Origin of the sequence: Actinomadura macra NBRC 14102 (assembly GCF_001552215.1) — a bacterium.
Classification (GTDB): domain Bacteria; phylum Actinomycetota; class Actinomycetes; order Streptosporangiales; family Streptosporangiaceae; genus Spirillospora; species Spirillospora macra.
The window spans coordinates 1-17,604 of sequence record NZ_BCQT01000007.1 but is presented as its reverse complement, the minus strand read 5'-3'; the positions used below and the strand labels follow the sequence as shown (position 1 = coordinate 17,604).

Sequence of the window (17,604 nt, the reverse complement as noted above, 5' to 3'; positions counted from 1 at the left end):
GCGGGTCAGTACTGCGGGACGGTGGTCAGTAGATGCGGGCGCGGTGTGATGTCGCGGGCGGGATGCTGGGCGCCGGCGGTGCGCAGCACGTCCGCCGCGCCGATCACGGCCGCGTCGCCGGTGTCGTCGCCGAGCCAGGCGCTCAGTCCGGTCCGTTCGCGGATCAGCCGCTCCAGCCCTGGCAGCCGCGCCGACCCGCCGGTGAGCGTGACGCCGACGTTGAGCAGTTCCCCGGAGATCTCGGGGGAGCAGCCGCCGAGACCGGTCCGGACGGCGTCCACGATCTTGGCGACGGGACCCTCGATGGCGCGCTGGACGTCGGCGGTGGTGAGCACCAGCCGCCGGGGCAGCCCGGACTCCACGTCCCGTCCCTCCACCATCGCCTGGCGCATCGGGTGCCGTCCCACCGGGGGCACCGCGCCGACCGCCACCTTGGCCGACTCCGCGGCGGCGAGCGAGAGCGACACCCCGTGCTCGCGGCGCACCAGCGCGACGATCGAGCGGTCCAGGGACGTGCCGCCGACGTGCGCGGTGTGCGAGGTGACGAGGCCGCCGAAGGCGATGACGCCGACATCGGTGACCTCGGCGCCGATATCGGCGATGACCGCGATCTCGGGGCCGGCCTCGGTCATGCCCATCCCGACGGCGGCGGCGATCGGCGTCGGCACCAGCGTCAGCCGTCGCGCACCGGCCTGATAGGCGGAGAACTGCAGTGCCCGGTAGTGCACGGACGTCATCCCGCTCGGTACCGTCATGACGAGGCGGGGCCGGGCCATGTAGTGGCGCCGGTGATGGGTGCGGACGAGGTGCCGCATCAGGTACTCGGCCTCGTCGGTCTCGGTCGGCGCGCCCTCGCGGATGGGCCGCACGAGCGTGACGTCGGGATTGCGCCCCGCCATCTGCTGCGCGGGGACGCCCAGCGCGAGGATCTGCCCGGTGCGCCGCGATCGCGCCAGCAGCGAGGGCTCCCGGCAGACGACCCCGCGGTCCTTGACGTGCATCCGCACGGTCGCGCTGCCCAGGTCGATCGCTGTGTCCCGGCCCGCGTAGTCCCACATTCCTGTCCCCCAATCGCCCCGGAATGCTGCACGGAGTCCTGTTCATGCCCTCGTGGTTCGCGGCGATGCCCACGGCCGGGTAAGCGAATGGCAACGACCCGGCGACCACCGATCCGAAATGTCGGACAGCACCCCCAGGGCGTCCCGTCTATCGGCGGCCCAACGTCCGGGGTGCGCCCAAGAGATCATCTACTTGGTCACCGGCGGGGGAGCGCCGCGTCACGGTGATCACCGCCTCCCGGTGATGGCCGCGTCACGGTGATCGCTACGTCCCGGTGATCGCATAGGTGATGCCGTCGTCGGGGGACGTCTGGAGCCCGGTGCTGTAGGCGGCGTCGTACGCCTCGTCGCCGAGAGCGGAGCGCAGCCTCCGCTCGCACGCGGACCGCGCGGCGGCGAGCTCCGGCGAGCCGAGCTGGGGCAGGCCGTGCGCGCGCCAGATCCGCTGCCCGATCCCGGTGAGCCGTGCAGCCCGTCCCGGCTCGCCGGTCGCGGCGACGGCCATGGCCAGTGCGTCCAGGCACAGTGCCATGAACCAGGTGTCGTGCAGCGGCCGCTTGGCCTCCAGCGCGTCCCGCGCGTGCCCGGCAGCGGACGCCGCGCGCCCGAGCCCGAGCTCGGCCAGCGCCTGCACGTAGTCGCCCCACGCCTGCAGGCAGCGTTCGCCCGTCACGGCGCTGCACACCCGCGACTCCTCGGCGAGGGCCGCCGCCTCCTCCAGATCGCCGAGCTGCACGTGCGCGAACGCGCGGACACCCCGTTCGAGGTACCAGACGGCCTCCTCCACGCCGCCGCGCGCCGGATCGGGCTCCAACGCGCGCAGCACGGCGACGGCCGCGCCGTTCTCGCCCCGCAACGACAGCACGGACGCCTCCAGGAACGCGGCGGCCGTCTCCGCGGACGGCTCGGTGTCCGCGCGGCACATCGCGGCGCATTCCTCCGCCGCGACCAGGTCTCCCTGCGAGAGCGTGATGAGGCCGCGCGCCCACGCCGCCCGTGTCCGCCTCGGGTCCGGGCCCACCGACGCGGCGAGCGCCCGTTCCAGGTAGTGGCGTCCCTCACGCTGGAACCCGCACGCGTACCAGTAGAACCACAGCGCCCCGGCCAGCTCCAGCGCGTCGCCCTCGTCCCGGGGGTCGGCGAGCGAATGCTCCAGCGCGACCCGCAGGTCCGAGTGGACGGCGCGGACCCGCTCGAACCAGGAGACCTGCCGGCCGCCCATCCAGCACGCGTAGGCGCGCCGGGCCTGGTCGATGTGGAAGTCGCGGTGCCGCCGCGCGATCTCCGGCTCCTCGCCCAGCTCGCGCAGCCACCCGGCGCCGTACTCGCGGACGGTGTCGAGCATCCGATAGCGGGCGTGCGGGCCGGCGCCGTCCTCCAGCAGGATCGACTTGTCGACCAGGCGTTCCAGGACGCGCGGAATGTCGGCGGCGGCCAGCGGACCGCCCGCGCACACCTCCTGGACGGTGCGACGGTCGAATCCCCCCGCGAACACCGACGCCCGCGCCCACAGCAGCCGCTCGGAAGGGCCGCACAACTCGTGGCTCCATCCGATCGCCGTCCGCAGCGTCTCATGCCTGCCCGGCTCCCGGCCGGGACCTCGCGCGAGCAGCCGGAACCGGTCGTCGAGCCGGTCCGCGACGGCCTGCACCGGCAGCACCCGCAGCCACGGCGCGGCCAGTTCCAGCGCCAGCGGCAGGCCGTCCAGCCGGCGGCACAGGCGCACCACGTCGGCGTGGTTCGCCTCGTCCACCGCGAAGCCGGGGACGGCGTGCCGGGCGCGTTCGATGAACAGCCGCACGCCGTCGCCGCCGTCGGCGCCGTCCTCGACGGGCAGCGGCAGAAGCGTGTGGACCCGCTCGCCGGCGACCTTGAGCGGCTGCCGCGTGGTCGCCAGGATCCGGAGCCCGGGCGCGTCCGCGAGCAGCTCGGCCACCAGTTCGGCGCACGCGTCCGCCAGATGTTCGCAGGTGTCCAGGACCAGGAGGATGGAACGGGGGGCGAGGAAATCCGCCAGGACGGCGCCCAGCGGCCGCGTGCCCTGGTCATGGACGTTCAGTGCCGCCGCGACCGCATGCGCGAGCAGTAGTGGATCGCGCAGCCGGGACAGCTCCACCAGCCAGGCCCCGTCGGAGAATCGGTCCTGGACACGGCGCGCCGCCTCCAGCGCGGTGCGCGTCTTGCCGACGCCGCCGACCCCCGTCAGGGTGACCAGCGGCGACGACTCCAGGAGGCCGTCCAGCTCGGTCAGCTCCACCGTTCGTCCCACGAGGCTCGGCAGCCCGGCCGGCAAGTTCCCGGCCCGCCCTCCACCGGCGCCTCTCGTCGCCGAAGTGCTCATCGTCCGACCGTAACCGTGGAATCGCTCGCGGTGAGGCGAACGGCCGAAGCCGGTCTGTGTCCGGTTCAGGACTGGCGGTGATGGATTCAACCGGCGCGGGCGCCGACCAGCTCGGCGACGGCGCGCAGGTCCGCGGCGGGGCCGGGCAGCGGTCCGGCGGCGTCCAGGCAGGCCACCGCGCCGGCGAGGTTCTCGGCGGCGAGCCCGGCGGCCAGCCGGCGGGCGCCCGTGCGCTCGACGAGCGCCGCCAGATGGGACAGGACGGCGGGGGAGAACTCCGCGTCCGTCTCGTAGGCGGCGGCCAGCTCCCGGCCCGCCGCGGTGCCGGACGCGAGCGCCGCCACCACCGGCAGCGACCGCTTGCGGCGGGCCAGGTCGCTGTGGACGGGACGCCCGGTGCCGCGCGGGTCGCCCCAGATGCCGTGCACGTCGGCGGCGAGCTGGAGCGCGTGCCCGAGGCGCTCGCCGAACATGCGCATCAGCCGTACCTGCTCCGTGCCGCCGCCGTGCATGGCGCCGAGCGAGCACGCGCAGCCGAGCAGCGACGCGGTCCTGCCGGCGATCACCTCGTGGCAGTCGTCCAGGGTCGCGCCGGGCGCCGACGCCAGCCGTAGCGCGGCGCTCTGCCCGGCGCACAGGTCCTGGAGCCCGGCCGAGAGGTCGCGCAGCGCGCGAGACGCCACGTCCGGGTGGCCCGCGGCGAGGGTGTCAACGGCCGCGACCAGGAGCGAGTCACCGGCCAGCATGGTCTGCGGGATCCCGAACACGGTCCAGGCGGCGGGCCGGCGCCGGCGCGTGGCGGTGCCGTCCATGAGGTCGCCGTGCAGCTGCGAGAAGGTGTGGACGAGTTCCACGGCGACGGCGGCGGGGAGGGCCCCGGCCGGTCCGGCCCCGACCGCCTCCCCGCACAGGAGCGCCAGCGCGGGACGGATCGCCTGCTCGCCGCCGTCGGCGCCCGCGGGCCGCTCGTGCTCGTCCCACCAGCCGAGGTGGTAGCCCGCGACGCGGCGGACGTCGGCCGGGAGCCGGTGCACCGCCGCGCGGAATGCGGGCGCGAACACCGCGCCGGTCCGCGCGAGCGCCCGCCCGCCATGCCCGGCGCGCCCGGCGCCTTCGGTGAGCGGTGGCGGTGCCTCGGTCGCCGTCATGCTCTTCCCTCCAGTGGTTCGTCCCGGCAAGTCGAGGCCACCGTAATCCGAACCATCCAGAACACGTGGAAGGCATGGCCGGGCGCGCCGGGATTACCTTTCCGTGAATGTTTCCAGACCTTGTCATAACGTGGCAAAGGCCCCGGCCGGAAGGGGAGCCCCGGCGGCAAAACGAGGATCAAGGGGCCGGACTTCCTGATTGCCTCGGCGACGACACGGCGAACTCGCCACACCAATCCTCAAGAAACGATCGGCAAGGTTGAAAATGGACACGGAAGAAAGGGGCATCGAAGGGGAGGCGTTCCCACCCCTGGACGTGCTCGCCGCCGCGGACGCGGCCGTCGCCGCCACCCGGCTCACAACGCGCGCCACCGAGTGGGCCGAGCGGCTCGGCCCGCCGTTCGATCCGGCGCTCGCGCCGATGTGCGCGCTGCCCGCCGCGTTCGTCGCGCCCTGGATGTCGCGCCGCGGCGCCCGCCTGACCGTGCGGACCGGACTGTGGATCTTCGCCCTGGACGCCTGGACGGACGGCCCCGCGGCCCGCCGCGAACCCGTCCGCCTGCGTGTGGACCTGGCCGCCCTCCGCGCCGTCGCCCGTGGCACGGCCCCGGCGAAGGACGCCCTGGGAACCGCACTGGCACAGATCCGGGACGACGTCGCGGCCTCGCCGGCGATACTGCCCCCGTGGCAGCGGGCCGTGGACGCGGCCCTGGCCGGCGCCCTCTTCGAGTACGAGGCGGCACTGCGGATGCGGGCGGGCGGCCCCGCCCCCACACTCGGCGAGTACCTGCGGCACGGCGCCGCGAGCATCGCCCTCGCCCCGCTCGTGCTCGCGATGTGGTCGGACATGTCGCCCCCCGCCCCGGCCGGCGCGTGTACGGCGGCGCCACCCGCGACCTGTGCACCGGCACCTTCGGCGTCCGCAACGACGGTGCACGCAAGATCAGTGGCCGCAAGATCAGTGCCTGCAACCTCGGTGCCCGCGAGATCAGCGTCCGTCACGTCAGCGTCCGTCCGATCAGGGTCCATCACATCGGCGTCTGGCACATCAGCGTCTGTCCCAGCAGTGCTGCGGCGGCCCTTGCGGGACGCCTGTCTCGCGGTCCGGCTGGCCAACGATCTGCGCGGACACCACCGCGAACGGGACGAGGGGGTGGTGGACGCGCTCGCCCTCGGGCTGCCGCCCGACGAGGTGCGATGCCGGATCACCCGGCATGTCGCGCGCTGTCGGCGCGGGCTGGGCCCGCACCTCGGCGCGCAGCCGGGCCCGGCGCTTGCGCTGGAACGCCAGCTCTTGTGGTCCGTGCGCCACTACGAGCAGTTCGACGCCGGGCACGCGGCATGATCGGGCGGGACTTCCGGGCGGAATCGTCCACGCGCCACAGGGCGGAGGCGCTGCTCGGCCGGTTGGGGACCGGTGGTTCGTTCGGGCCGTGCCCGTACACGACGGCGTGGCTGTCCCGGCTACGCCGCGACGACGGCGCGGTCCGCTTCCCGCGGGCGCGGCGATGGCTGATCGGCCACCAGCGGTCAGACGGCTCGTGGGGCGGGGAGGTGGAACTTCCGCACGACCGGACCGTCTGCACGCTCGCCGCGGTCGTCGCGTTGACCGACCCGGGTCCGCCTCTGCCGGGACGGATGGGCGCGGTGCGTGCGGGGCTGGGCTACCTGCGTGCCCATTCCTCCGCGTGGCGCGGGGCCGCCACCGGGGAGACCATAGGGTTCGAGATGGCCGTCCCGTTGCTGCTCGGCCAACTGTCCGCGCGAGGGCTCGACCTGCCCAGCGGGGACTGGGCCGACCTCACCAAGACGCGGCAGGCGAAACTGGACCTCATCCCCAGGGACCGCCTCCTCGGCGAGCCCACTTCGCTCATGTACTCCCTGGAGACCATCGAACCTGATCCTGCGCTGCGCGCGCTCGCACGCTTCACCGCGCCGGACGGTTCCCTGGCCAACTCGCCGTCCGCGACGGCCGCGCTCTGGACGGCCGGGGGCGGTGGCAGAACGCTCGCGTACCTGGAGGCCGTGGCCGAGCTCGACCCCGACGGGGGTGTCCCGGCCCTCTATCCGACCGAGGCTTTCGAACTGGCCTGGGTGCTGCACCACCTCCAGCGGGCCGGGCTCCTCGGCGCCGGGACGGCCGCCGCCGGCCGCTGCCTGGGCCGGCTGCGGACGCTGCTCGGTCAGCGCGGTCGGATGGGCCTGAGCGGCGGGTTCCCGCTGCCCGACCCCGACGACAGCGCGATGGCGATCATCGTGCTGGACGCGGCGGGCCACGACGTCCGGCACCTGCTGGACGGACTGCTCGCCTTCGAGGGCGAGCACTGCTTCTTCACCTATCCGGGCGAGCGGGACGGGTCGGTGACCCCGAACGCCCGCGTGCTGGAGGCGCTCGCACTGCGCCCGGACGCGTATGCGCGGCCGATGAGGAAGGTCGGCGAGTTCCTCCTGGAGACCCGCCGTGAGGACGCCTGGTGGTACGACAAGTGGCATGTGTCGCCGTACTACGCCACAGCGCAGGTGACGTTCGCGCTGACCAGGGCAACGAGTGTGCCACTGGACCGGACCCTGGCCTGGCTGCTCGACACCCAGCGGCCTGACGGATCCTGGGGCTGGTACGGGCGCGGCACGCCGGAGGAGACGGGCTGCGCCGTCCTCAACCTGGACGCGCTGGCACGTCACGGCATGCGCGTGCCCGCATCAGTGTGGGGTAGGGCCCGCCGCTATCTGCGCGACCATCTCGACGGGCCCTTCCCCGAGCTGTGGGTAGGCCGGAGCCTCTACACGCCGTACGTCGTCTCGTCCTCGACGGTGCTGGCCGGTGCGGAACTGGCCTCCGCGTATGCCGCCGTACATGCCGACACCCGTTGCGCCTTGCCGTAGCCGTCCGAGGGCCGGTGCTTCACGGTCATCGGCAGGTGGTCCGGACGGAGCGCTCCGGACGCCCGTTCCCGGACGCGGTTCCCATCCGCCGGTGTCACCGTCCAGCGCGCGGACACGGTCGCGACGATGACGGTCATCTGGATATAGGAGAAGTGGTCGCCGATGCACTTCCGGGGGCCCGCACCGAACGGCACGAAGTTCTCCCGCGGCGGCGGTGAGAGCCACCGGTCGGGATCGAAACGGAGCGGGTCCGGGTAGAGGGCCGGATCCCGGTGGAGGGTCGTGGGACTGAACAGCAACTCGGCCCCCGCGGGGATCCGGTACCCACCGAGATCGACGTCCGTTCGCGCGCGCCGGGACATCATCCACGCGACGCTGTGGAGCCGGAGCGTCTCGTCGATGAGGCGTCGCGTGTACGTCAGCTCGGGCAGGTCGGCGAACTCGACGGGCCGCCCGTCCAGGACCGTGTCGAGCTCGCCTTGGAGCCTCGCCTGGACACCCGGGCTGCGGCCCAGCTCGTGGTACAGCCACGACAGCGTGGACGGGACGGTCTCGGAGCCGCCCGCCAGGATGGTCACGACCTCGTCCCGCAGCCGCTCGGGCGTCATGGCCGCGCCCGTGTCCTCGTCCCGCGCGTCCATCAGCATCGACAGCAGGTCGTCCCGCGTGCGGGACGGCGTGCGGCGCTCCTCGATCATCCCGTCCACGATCTCCCGTAGTCGTGCGGCGACCCGGGCGAATCGCCGGTTGCCGGGGGTCGGCAGGCGCTCGGCGAAACGGGGGAGCACCGCACGCAGCGGGATCTCCCGCAGGAACACCGTCACGCAGTCGTCGATCTCGGCGACGATGGCGTCGTCCAGGTCGGTGCGGAAGAGGGCCCGCAGGGCCCCGGCGGCGCTCGTCCGGTGCAGCGCCTCGTCCATCGCGACGCGCTGCCCGTCCCGCCACGATCCGGCGAGGACGTCCGCCTGCGCGCGCATGACGCCGGTGTAGCCGAGCAGCCGGGCGCGGTGGAAGGACGGCAACATCAGCCGCCGCTGCCGCAGGTGCGTGTCACCGTCGGAGGTGGCGAGGCCGTTGCCGAGGATCGGGCGCGCACGGTCGTAGGCGAGGCCTCGGACGAAGGAACCGGCGTCGGTCACCAGCATCCGCCGCAGCAGGTCCGGCGAGTTCACCACGTAGACGGGCCTCGGCCCGACGTGGAACAGCACGACCGGCCCGGCCGCGCGCAGCGACTGGAGCAGCCCGACGGGGTCGCGGAACAGCCGGTGGGCGTGGCCGAGCAGCGGCAGGCGCCCGGGGGCGCGTGGAACGGTCAGGGCCGGCATCGAACTCCCTCTCATCGTGGGGCGAATTCCCCACCGGAATGGAACCCGCCCCGCTCCCGTGACCGGCCTTTCAGCGGGATGTTCAAAGAGAATTTTACCTAAGCACGGAAAGGGCTTGACTGGGCAAGAGAATATCTCCCTTCAAGCGGGCTTACCGCGGTTACCGCACTGAGATCGTCGATGCTGTCGTTGCCGACTCTCGAAAGGTTTGCCCGTGAATACGACAATTTCTCCCATTTCTGGTTCGCGTGCTCTGCCGCCCTATCCGGACGGCTGGTACGGCGTCGCGTTCAGCGGCGACCTGCGGCCCGGCGGCGTCCTGCGCCGCCGGTTGATGGGCGAGGACGTCGTGCTCTACCGCACCCGCCGGGGCCTGACGCGCGCCGTCCGGCCGTACTGTCCGCACCTCGGCGCGCATCTCGGCCACGGGTCCACGGTCGAGGGCGAGAACCTCGTCTGCCCGTTCCACCGTTTCGCCTTCGCCGTGGACGGGACGTGCGTCGCCACCGGCAACGGTGCGCCGCCGCCCAGGACCGGCCTGGAGCACCTGGAGATCTGCGAGATCGACGGGATCGTCCTCGTCTGGTGGGACGCGGCCGGCGGCCCGCCCCGGTGGAAGGTCCCGCCGGTCATGGCCGACGGCTTCCCCGCGCCGATCAGACGGTTCCACCGGCTCACCGCGCACCCGCAGGACATCGTCGAGAACACCGTCGACATGGGCCACTTCACCGCCCTGCACGGATACCGGTCCGCGCGGATCAGGGAGCTGGACTTCGACGGCGCGAGCATGCGCGCGGACGTCGTCACACGGCGCGGGTTCCCGCCGCTCGGCGCGCTGGAGTTCTGCTTCGTCGCCCGCGCGTACGGGCTCGGCGTCAACTCGGCGCGGGGCGTCGTGCCGAGCCTCGGCCTGGAGGTGCAGGCGTTCTTCCTGCAGACACCGACCGATCCCGGCGAACTGGAGTTCCGCGCGCTGCTCGCCCTGCGCCTCACGCGGCCCCGCCGCCCGAAGCTTCTGGCGTGTCCCGCGGCCTGGCTGGCCACCCGTGTCATCGGCCCGACCATGTGGGCGGACGTCCGGGAGGACTTCCCCATCTGGAACAACCGCGGTTACCTGCGCCGCCCGAGACTCGCGGGCGGCGACGGACCCATCACTCCGTACCGCCGCTGGGCAGCCCAGTTCTACACCGAGGCCGACGCCGCCCCTGCAAGCCGTATCCAAGAGAAGGTCGCTTGTGAATTGAGTTAATGCGTGCTTCCATGGTGTGCATGGCTCACCATGTGCTTCGGTTCGCGGCGGGGACGGACGTCGGGCAGCGGCGAAAGGTGAACGAGGACTCGGCCTACGCGGGTCCGCGGCTTCTCGCGGTCGCCGACGGGATGGGCGGCCATCCGCACGGCGACGTCGCGAGCCGCGCCGCGATCACCGCCATCGCCGAGCTCGCCGCCCGCCTGTCCCCGGACCTCCCGGCCGGGGACGATCTCGCGGCCGATCTCGCCGCCGTGGTCGCGGGCATCACCAGGCGCCTGGACGACCTTGGCCGGCAGGACGCGGAGCTGCGGCGGATGGGCACGACATTGACCGCGATGGCCTGGGGCGGCGCCGGGTTCACCGTGGCGCACGTCGGCGACAGCCGCGGCTACCTGCTGCGTGACGGGGCGCTCGTCCAGATCACCCGCGATCACACGATGGTCCAGTCCCTCGTGGACGGGGGGCAACTGACGATGGAGGAGGCCGCCCGTCATCCGCGTAGCTCGGTGCTGGTGCGGGCGTTGCAGAGCGGAAGCGACGCCCACCCGGACATCTACCGTCAGGACGCGCGGCCCGGCGATCGGTTCCTCCTCTGCTCGGATGGCGTGTTCGGATACGTCCCCCATGAGGCGATCCGATCCGCGGTGGCCGGGTCGGCGGAGCCGGAGCGTGTCGTCGCCCGCCTCATCGACCTCGCCAACGGCGCGGGCGGTCCCGACAACATCACCTGCGTCGTCGCCGACGTCCTCCCGGCGTCGGCCGGCGCGGGGGAGCGGGTGCCGCTGACGATCGGCGCCGCCGGCCGCGATGCCGCCGGGCCTCTCGCGCGGCTGGGCCGGCGGCTGCGCCGCGCGTGAGACACCTTCTGTCCGTTGACTCGGTTCACGGGCGTTCTCCGGGCGGACCGGTGTTCCGAAGATCAAGTAGGGTGGCGCCATGACCGGGGACCCGAGCGTGACCGCGGGCGACATCGCCCGGATCGCGGGTGTCGGGCGCGCGACGGTCAGCAACTGGCGGCGTCGCCACGAGAGCTTCCCCCGCCCCGTCGGCGGGACGGCGGCCAGCCCGTTGTTCTCACTCGCCGACGTCGAGGGCTGGCTGGAGCGCAGCGGCAAGCCGTTCGAGGTCTCCCTCGGTGACCGGCTCTGGCAGCGGCTCCGCGCAGCCGATGACGACTTCCGGCTCGCCGACCTCGTCGGCTGGGCGGGCCTGCGGCTGCTGGAGACGCGCGGTGGCGTCGCCACGGACCCCGCCACGGACCCCGCCACGGACCCCGCCACGGAGCCCGCTATGGCGCCCGGCGAGGCGGCCCTCAAGGTGTCCCGGCCTGATGTCGACCCGTCGGCGGCCGACCCCGAGCTGCCCCGGATGCTGGACGGGCTCGCCGCCGAGCGCGGCCACCGGGACGCGTTCACCTTCCTCTTCGAGCGCTACATCGCGGCGCATTCGCGGCGCCTCGACGTCACGCGCGGCGACGTGGCGCGGCTGATGACGCGGCTCGTCTGCCGCGAGGGCGACATCGTCCTCGATCCGGCCTGCGGCCTCGGCACCCTGCTGCTGGCCGTCCCGGGTGCGCGCCTCGCGCTCGGTCAGGAGAGCGACCCGGCCGCCGCGCGGATCGCCGCCGTCCGGCTGCTTCTGGCCGGGACGCCCGCCGAGATCGTCGCCGCCGACTCCCTGCGCGGCGACGGCTTTTGCGGGGAGGTCGTGGACGCGGCCGTCTGCCATCCGCCGTTCGGCGACCGCGCCTGGGGCCACGAGGAGCTGACCGGCGACCCCCGCTGGGAGTACGGGCTGCCGCCGCGCGGCGAGCCCGAGCTGGCCTGGGTGCAGCACTGCCTCACGCACGTGCGGCCCGGCGGCCGGGCCGCGGTGCTGATGCCGTCCGCGGTGGCGGGCCGCCGTCCCGGCCGCCGCATCCGCGGCAACCTGCTGCGCGCCGGCGCGCTGCGGGCCGTCGTGACGCTCGCCCCCGGGGGACCCGATCTGTGGCTTCTGCACCGTCCGGGCCCTGGCGAGCCGCCGCCGGCGCGGGTCCTGCTGCTGGACGTCGACGGCGACCTCGACCGGGTCGCCCGAGAATGGGACCGGCACGCCGACGGCGCGGACGGCGAGTTCGCGGTGCCGGTCGTCGACCTGCTGGACGACGAGGTCGATGTCAGCCCGTCCCGGCACCGCCCCCGGCACAGTGGTCCCGCGTTCGGCCGTCGGTTCGCCGACGCCGTCGAGCGGCTGGCCGCCGCGGCCCCCGAGCCGCCGCGCGTGGAGCTGCTGCCCGAGCAGCGGCCGCTGCCGTTCACCACGATCTCCGAGTTGGCGAGGGCCGGGGTGCTGACCATCGTGCACGCGCCGACGCGGCTCCCCGCGGGCGGCGGCGTGCCGGTGCTCACCGCCGACGACATCACCGCCGGGACGGGGCCGTCGGGCGCCGCGGCCGCCGATCCGGGCCTGATCCCGCTCCGGGAGGGCGACGTCGTCGCCACCGCCGCCGGATCCGCCCGCGTCGTCGACGGCGAGAGCGCGGCCTCCGGCGCCGTCCTCGGCCCCTATCTCACCCTCTACCGTCCGGACGGCGCGCGGCTCGACCCGCATTTCCTCGCCGGTTTCCTGACCTTCGCGCACACCCGCACCGGTACCGGCTCCAGCCGGATGGACCTGCGGCGGATGCGCATTCCGCGGTTGTCTCCGGACCGGCAGCGCGAGTACGGCCGCGCCTTCGCGGAACTGCTCCAGCTGACCGCGACATTGCGGGAAATGTCGACCCTTGGCGATGCCCTCGTTCGGCTAAGCTTTGACGGGCTGGTGGACGGCCATCTGCGTCCCCGCCGATAGCCCCCTGGAGGCCCGCCCCGATGCTCATCGCCGACCGGTATGAGCTCGACGAACTCCCGCTCGGGCGCGGCGGGATGGGCGCCGTCTACGCCGCCGCCGACACCCGCCTCGGCCGCCGGGTCGCGGTGAAGTTCCTCTCGCTCCCCGGTGGCCCGGACGACGAGTTGGAACGGCGCTTCATCCGCGAGGCGCGCATCCTCGCCCGGCTGGAGCACGCGGGCGCCCCGACCCTCTACGACTTCGGCACCTTCGAGCAGCGGCTCTACCAGGTCATGCAGTTCATCGACGGCGTCACGGTCGCCGATCTGATCGCCGAGCACGGGCCGGTCCCGGTCGCGTGGGCCGCCGGGATCACCGCGCAGGCCGCCGCCGTCCTGTCCGCCGCACACGCGCTGTCCATCTGTCACCGCGACCTCAAGCCGACCAACCTGATGCTGTGCCCGGACGGCAGCGTGAAGGTCCTCGACTTCGGGTTGGCCGTCCTCGGTGACCCCGACGTCACGCAGTTCACGCGGCACGGCCAGATCCTCGGTACCCCGGCGTACATGGCGCCGGAGCAGATCGAGGAGGGCGTCGCCGGGCCGCGCAGTGACCTGTACGCGCTGGGCTGCGTCCTGCACGAGATGCTCACCGGACGTCAGCTGTTCGCCGGGCCCACCGCCTACGCGGTGTTCGACAAGCACGTCCGGGAACGGCCGCCGCCCGTTCCCGGCGTGCCCGCCGAGCTGAACGCCCTCGTGCAGGACCTGCTGGAGAAGAAGCCCGAGAACCGGCCGCCGGACGCGCCGTCCCTCTACGAACGCGTCCGCCCCTTCGCGGGTGACCTGCCGCTCCTGCCGGGCTTCCTGGAACCGGCGTCCACGCCCAGCCCAGAGCGGATGTATGCGCTCATCGTCGGCCAGGTCCTCACCGGCGCGCTCCAGCGCGGCTGACTACCAGGCGAACGCCTCCGGCGCCGGTCCGGGGCCCGGGAAGATCTCCTCCAGCGCGGTGAGGAATTCCGCCGGGAGCTCCTGGTCGACCGCGCGCAGGGCCGAGTCGAGCTGCTCACGGGTGCGGGGACCGACGATCGGGCCGGTGACCTCCGGGCGGCTGAGCAGCCATGCGAGGCCGGCATCGCCGGGCGCCGTGCCGTGCTCGTCGCACAGGTCCTCGTATGCCTGGATCCGTGCCCGCTCCACCGGGTCGGCCAGCATCTTCGCCGCGCGTCCCGACCGCGACCGGGACCCGCCGCCGTCCCGTTCCTTGCGCAGGGCGCCGCCGAGCACCCCGCCCTGCAGGGGCGACCACGGGATCACGCCCAGCCCGTAGGCGTCCGCCGCCGGAATGACCTCCATCTCCGCGCGCCGCTCCACCAGGTTGTACAGGCACTGCTCGCTGACCAGGCCGAGCGTCCCGCGGCAGGCGGCGGTCTCGTTGGCCTGTGCGATGCCCCAACCGGGGAAATTGGACGAACCGACGTACAGCACCTTGCCCTGCTGAACCAGAACGTCCAGCGCCTGCCAGATCTCGTCCCAGGGCGTCGAGCGGTCGATGTGGTGGAACTGGTACAAGTCGATGTGGTCGGTGCCGAGGCGCTTCAGCGACGCCTCGGCGGCGCGCCGGATGTTCAGCGCCGACAGCCTGCTCTGGTTCGGCCAGGGCGCGTCCGGTGCCCCCATGTCGCCGTAGACCTTCGTCGCGAGGACGGTCTTCTCACGGCGCCCACCGCCCTGGGCGAACCAGGAGCCGATGATCTGCTCGGTGCGGCCCTTGTCCGCGGCCCAGCCGTACACGTTCGCCGTGTCGAAGAAGTTCACGCCCGCGTCCAGCGCCGCGTCCATGATCGAGTGGCTGTCGGCCTCGCCGGTCTCGGGGCCGAAGTTCATGGTGCCGAGCACGAGGCGGCTGACCTTGAGGCCGGTGCGGCCGAGCTGCGTGTAGTCCATGATCCGCAGCCAATCACCCCGGGTGGGTTCCGGGTCAAGTACTGCCCTGGTGCGCCAGGCCCGGCCGGACGGGCGCGCGCCTCGTCCGGCCGGGCCCGCGCGGGTCAGCGGGCGTCGGCGGCCGTTTCAGACGTGACCGCCGTCGTGACCGCCGTCTGGGGCCGAGCCCCGGACCTTGGCCGAGGTGCCGGAGCCTCCGGCCGGGCGCCCTTCACGGGCTTCCCGTGGCTCGCGTGCACCTGCGGTCTCGGGTGGCTCGCACGCGGCTTCGCGGGCCTCGGCTGGTGCGCGGCCGGTTTGGCGGGCGGCTTCGCGGCCGGCTTCGCGGGCGCGGCGGATCCGGCCTGGCCCGTGGCCGGGATCGCGGGCCTCGGCTTCGTCCCGGGTGCCTCGACGTCGTTCGCGGCCGTGTCGGTCGCCGTGTCGGTGGCCCCGACAACGGGGTCGGGGTCGGGGTCGGGCGGTGGTGCGTCGCTTGGCGACGCGCTCGGGACGACGCCTGACTTTCTCCCGTCCATTCGGAAGTCATCTGGCATTTCGGTGGTAGGTGGATTCGACGCAGTATCGGGCGGTTTCAGATTAGCCTCGTCATGCTGCGTGGCGTTGTCCTGTGCGCTCATCCGGTCGATCTTGTCGACGAGTTCCCGGATGGAGGGCGACCACTTCTTGTAAGCGGGCGCCCCGGGACGCACGGCCCCGGCGAACTGCCTCTTCCGCGCGGCGCCGAACTTGTCGATCCTGATCGTGGAGCCGCGGTTCGGCGCGTGCAGGAACTTGCCGTCGCCGAGATAGATCCCCACATGGCTGCGGCCATGGAAGAAGATCAGGTCGCCGGGGCGCAGGTCCTTGAGGCGCACCTTCCGCTTCACTCCCGAGTACTGGGAGTAGGTGACGCGCGGAAGCTTCACGCCCGCCTTGCGCCACGAGGCCATCGCCAGGCCCGAGCAGTCGTATCCGCCCGGTCCCGCGGCGCCCCAGCGATACGGCTTGCCGATCTGCTTGCGGGCGAAGGCCAGGGCCTTCTCCGCCTTCTCCTTCTGGCCCGCCTCACGCGTGCGGTACCGGTCGTACGCCTTGACCTTGCTCAGCGTCGCCGCGTCCAGGTCGAGCCTTTTCAGCACGACCGGGTTGAGCTGTGCCAGCGCCTGCGTGCCGGCCGGAAGGCTGACGGCGAGCCCGGTGACGGCCACGGTGACCGCCGTCCGGACGATCGTCTGTTTTCGTACGCTCGTTCCGCCGTGACGGGGCCGGCCGGGGAATGCCCGGGTCCAGCTGCGCTCCCGATCCGAGTGGCGTGCTTCGCACATTCGCGTGCTCCGTTTTCCTGGTGTCGGATGATCTACTGCCGACAGTTCGGGTACCCGTTGATCGGGGTCGAATGGGGAGCACGTCCCGATTTTACATGATCATGGTTTGGAATTGGGGGCGGCGTTTCGTGTCTTTGATCATGTGGTCAGGTGGGCGAGCGAGCGGAGCGGTACCGGCAGCCATCCCGGCCGGTTCTGCGCCTCGTACCGGACCTCGTAGACGGCCTTCTCGAACTCGAACGCGCGCAGCAATGCCGCGTGCGCGGCGGGGTCGGTCCCGCCGGCGGCCGCGTAGCCGCGGCAGAACACGGCCCGGTTGCGCGCCGCCCAGGCGTGCGCGCGGGTCTCCAGCCTGCGGCCGGACTCGGGCGGCACGGTGCCCGCCCTGGCGATGAGGAACCGCGCGGCGTACTCGAACGAACGCAGCATCCCGGCGACGTCGCGGAGCGGGTGCGCGAGGGCTCGGCGCTCGCCCTGCGTACGGGCGGGCTCGCCCTCGAAGTCCAGCAGCGTCCAGCCGGACTCGGTCCGCAGGACCTGACCGAGGTGGTAGTCGCCGTGCACGCGCTGGACCCGCAGCGGCGCCGCCTGCGCGGCCAGGTCCACGAACGCGCCGGTCAGGGCCTTCGCGTGCGGCGACAACTCCGGGACGGCGCCGCAGGTGGCGGTGAGTTCGGCGGTCATCCGCGCGGCCATCGCACGCACCTCGTCGGCGGGGACGGTCGTCACGCCGAACGCTCCGGCGAGGGCGCCGTGCACCTGCGCGGTGGCGGCGCCGAGCCGCTCGGCCTCGGCCGCGAAGTCCCCGCCGGCGGCGCTGGCGTCCAGTTCCGCCCACTCGTCCTCGCCTGGCGGCATCGCGTGCGCGTACCAGTCGCGGACGCTGGCGATCGCGAGGCTCCAGCCGTCCGCGCCGGTGCGCAGGTAGTCCGACAACAGGCCGAGCGTGACCGGCTCACCGTCCACGCCGTCCCTGGACTCCATCTCGATCCATCCGAGGACGGCCGGGACGTGCGCGCACCCGGCGCGGGTCAGCGCGAGGTTGACCTCCAGATCGAGGTTGACGCCGCGGCTCAGCCGCCGGAAGAGCTTGCAGATGTAGTCGTCGCCGAACAGCAGCGAGGTGTTGCTCTGCTCGGTGGTGATGGGCAGGCTCGTCAGGTCGGTCCGGATGTCGGCCCCGGTGACACGGCGGAAGCGCAGCGGACCGACGGTCGCCTCGCCGGCCAGGTCGTCCAACAGCGTGCGGGTCAGGTCCGGATCGTGGGCGGCGTCGTAGAGGTGCGCCTGCGGACCGTCCGGATCGTCCTCGGCGTAACCGCCGATCTCGACGTGCCGGAGCCGGTCCGGCAGGTGGCGGCGGATGCCGAGGAGGAGCTGGTAGTGGTCGGTGGTGGTGTTCTGGCGGACGTCGAGGACGAGGTGGTGGAGGCCGGGGTCGCCGGGGACGAGTTCGGTCGAGGTGTCGATGGTGAGCTCGTCGATGGGGCTGTCCTTGCCGCCGAACCACCGCTGCCGGGGCAGCCA

13 protein-coding genes are annotated in these 17,604 nt (G+C 73.1%); 6 read left to right on the top strand and 7 right to left on the bottom strand.

The window, feature by feature from the left end; genetic code table 11:
- Positions 1–5: 5 nt before the first annotated feature.
- The 3 genes from AMA02S_RS13435 to AMA02S_RS13425 all read right to left on the bottom strand — a co-directional run bounded on the left by AMA02S_RS13435 (position 6) and on the right by AMA02S_RS13425 (position 4,547).
- On the bottom strand, positions 6–1,058 hold the full coding sequence (locus tag AMA02S_RS13435) for a rod shape-determining protein (protein WP_067457298.1): 1,053 nt from the start codon (positions 1,056–1,058) through the stop codon (positions 6–8).
- 265 nt (positions 1,059–1,323) lie between these two features.
- Positions 1,324–3,399: an ATP-binding protein gene (locus AMA02S_RS13430; RefSeq protein ID WP_067457295.1), complete on the bottom strand. Its 2,076-nt coding sequence runs from the start codon at positions 3,397–3,399 to the stop codon at positions 1,324–1,326.
- An 86-nt stretch (positions 3,400–3,485) separates the two neighbouring features.
- Positions 3,486–4,547: a polyprenyl synthetase family protein gene (locus tag AMA02S_RS13425; RefSeq protein ID WP_067457292.1), complete on the bottom strand. Its 1,062-nt coding sequence runs from the start codon at positions 4,545–4,547 to the stop codon at positions 3,486–3,488.
- 265 nt (positions 4,548–4,812) lie between these two features.
- Here AMA02S_RS13425 and AMA02S_RS42835 point away from each other — a divergent pair, with 265 nt between their 5' ends.
- Both AMA02S_RS42835 and AMA02S_RS13415 read left to right on the top strand, forming a co-directional pair.
- A complete protein-coding gene (locus AMA02S_RS42835) occupies positions 4,813–5,892 on the top strand; it encodes a terpene synthase family protein (RefSeq protein WP_067457289.1) in 1,080 nt (359 codons plus the stop codon).
- Positions 5,889–7,430 carry a prenyltransferase/squalene oxidase repeat-containing protein gene (locus tag AMA02S_RS13415; RefSeq protein ID WP_067457284.1) on the top strand — a complete coding sequence of 514 codons (1,542 nt, stop codon included), beginning with the start codon at positions 5,889–5,891 and terminating at the stop codon, positions 7,428–7,430. The genes AMA02S_RS42835 and AMA02S_RS13415 overlap by 4 nt, the downstream gene beginning before the upstream one ends.
- On the opposite strand, the gene AMA02S_RS13410 is transcribed toward AMA02S_RS13415, so the two are convergent.
- Positions 7,328–8,758, bottom strand: a complete 1,431-nt coding sequence (locus tag AMA02S_RS13410) for a cytochrome P450 (RefSeq protein ID WP_067457281.1) — start codon at positions 8,756–8,758, stop codon at positions 7,328–7,330. The two genes, AMA02S_RS13415 and AMA02S_RS13410, sit on opposite strands and share 103 nt — an antisense overlap.
- A gap of 214 nt (positions 8,759–8,972) precedes the next feature.
- Here AMA02S_RS13410 and AMA02S_RS13405 point away from each other — a divergent pair, with 214 nt between their 5' ends.
- From AMA02S_RS13405 to AMA02S_RS13390, 4 genes are all read left to right on the top strand, one after another.
- Positions 8,973–10,007: a Rieske 2Fe-2S domain-containing protein gene (locus AMA02S_RS13405; RefSeq protein WP_169806819.1), complete on the top strand. Its 1,035-nt coding sequence runs from the start codon at positions 8,973–8,975 to the stop codon at positions 10,005–10,007.
- A 20-nt stretch (positions 10,008–10,027) separates the two neighbouring features.
- Positions 10,028–10,867, top strand: a complete 840-nt coding sequence (locus AMA02S_RS13400; RefSeq protein ID WP_084265122.1) for a PP2C family protein-serine/threonine phosphatase — start codon at positions 10,028–10,030, stop codon at positions 10,865–10,867.
- Positions 10,868–10,946: 79 nt separating this feature from the next.
- Complete coding sequence (locus AMA02S_RS13395) at positions 10,947–12,842, top strand: N-6 DNA methylase (RefSeq protein WP_067457273.1); 1,896 nt, start codon at positions 10,947–10,949, stop codon at positions 12,840–12,842.
- A 20-nt stretch (positions 12,843–12,862) separates the two neighbouring features.
- Positions 12,863–13,774 carry a serine/threonine-protein kinase gene (locus AMA02S_RS13390; protein ID WP_067457270.1) on the top strand — a complete coding sequence of 304 codons (912 nt, stop codon included), beginning with the start codon at positions 12,863–12,865 and terminating at the stop codon, positions 13,772–13,774.
- Here the strand turns inward: AMA02S_RS13390 and AMA02S_RS13385 are convergent, their stop codons facing one another.
- The 3 genes from AMA02S_RS13385 to AMA02S_RS42830 all read right to left on the bottom strand — a co-directional run.
- A complete protein-coding gene (locus AMA02S_RS13385; protein WP_067457268.1) occupies positions 13,775–14,770 on the bottom strand; it encodes an aldo/keto reductase in 996 nt (331 codons plus the stop codon).
- Positions 14,771–14,874: 104 nt separating this feature from the next.
- A complete protein-coding gene (locus tag AMA02S_RS13380) occupies positions 14,875–15,960 on the bottom strand; it encodes a C40 family peptidase (RefSeq protein ID WP_067457265.1) in 1,086 nt (361 codons plus the stop codon).
- Between the two features lie 255 nt (positions 15,961–16,215).
- Positions 16,216–17,604 (bottom strand): maltokinase N-terminal cap-like domain-containing protein (locus tag AMA02S_RS42830; RefSeq protein WP_067457262.1); only part of this gene is annotated, 1,389 nt, incomplete at its 5' end.

What these genes read in the sequence shown, in the direction of transcription:
- AMA02S_RS13415 (WP_067457284.1), top strand. Translation starts at nt 5,889, where the DNA reads ATGATCGGGCGGGACTTCCGGGCGGAATCGTCCACGCGCCACAGGGCG.
- AMA02S_RS13410 (WP_067457281.1), bottom strand. Translation starts at nt 8,758, where the DNA reads ATGCCGGCCCTGACCGTTCCACGCGCCCCCGGGCGCCTGCCGCTGCTC.
- AMA02S_RS13395 (WP_067457273.1), top strand. Translation starts at nt 10,947, where the DNA reads ATGACCGGGGACCCGAGCGTGACCGCGGGCGACATCGCCCGGATCGCG.
- AMA02S_RS13390 (WP_067457270.1), top strand. Translation starts at nt 12,863, where the DNA reads ATGCTCATCGCCGACCGGTATGAGCTCGACGAACTCCCGCTCGGGCGC.
- AMA02S_RS13385 (WP_067457268.1), bottom strand. Translation starts at nt 14,770, where the DNA reads ATGGACTACACGCAGCTCGGCCGCACCGGCCTCAAGGTCAGCCGCCTC.
- AMA02S_RS13430 (WP_067457295.1), bottom strand. Translation starts at nt 3,399, where the DNA reads ATGAGCACTTCGGCGACGAGAGGCGCCGGTGGAGGGCGGGCCGGGAAC.
- AMA02S_RS42835 (WP_067457289.1), top strand. Translation starts at nt 4,813, where the DNA reads ATGGACACGGAAGAAAGGGGCATCGAAGGGGAGGCGTTCCCACCCCTG.
- AMA02S_RS13425 (WP_067457292.1), bottom strand. Translation starts at nt 4,547, where the DNA reads ATGACGGCGACCGAGGCACCGCCACCGCTCACCGAAGGCGCCGGGCGC.
- AMA02S_RS13400 (WP_084265122.1), top strand. Translation starts at nt 10,028, where the DNA reads ATGGCTCACCATGTGCTTCGGTTCGCGGCGGGGACGGACGTCGGGCAG.
- AMA02S_RS13435 (WP_067457298.1), bottom strand. Translation starts at nt 1,058, where the DNA reads ATGTGGGACTACGCGGGCCGGGACACAGCGATCGACCTGGGCAGCGCG.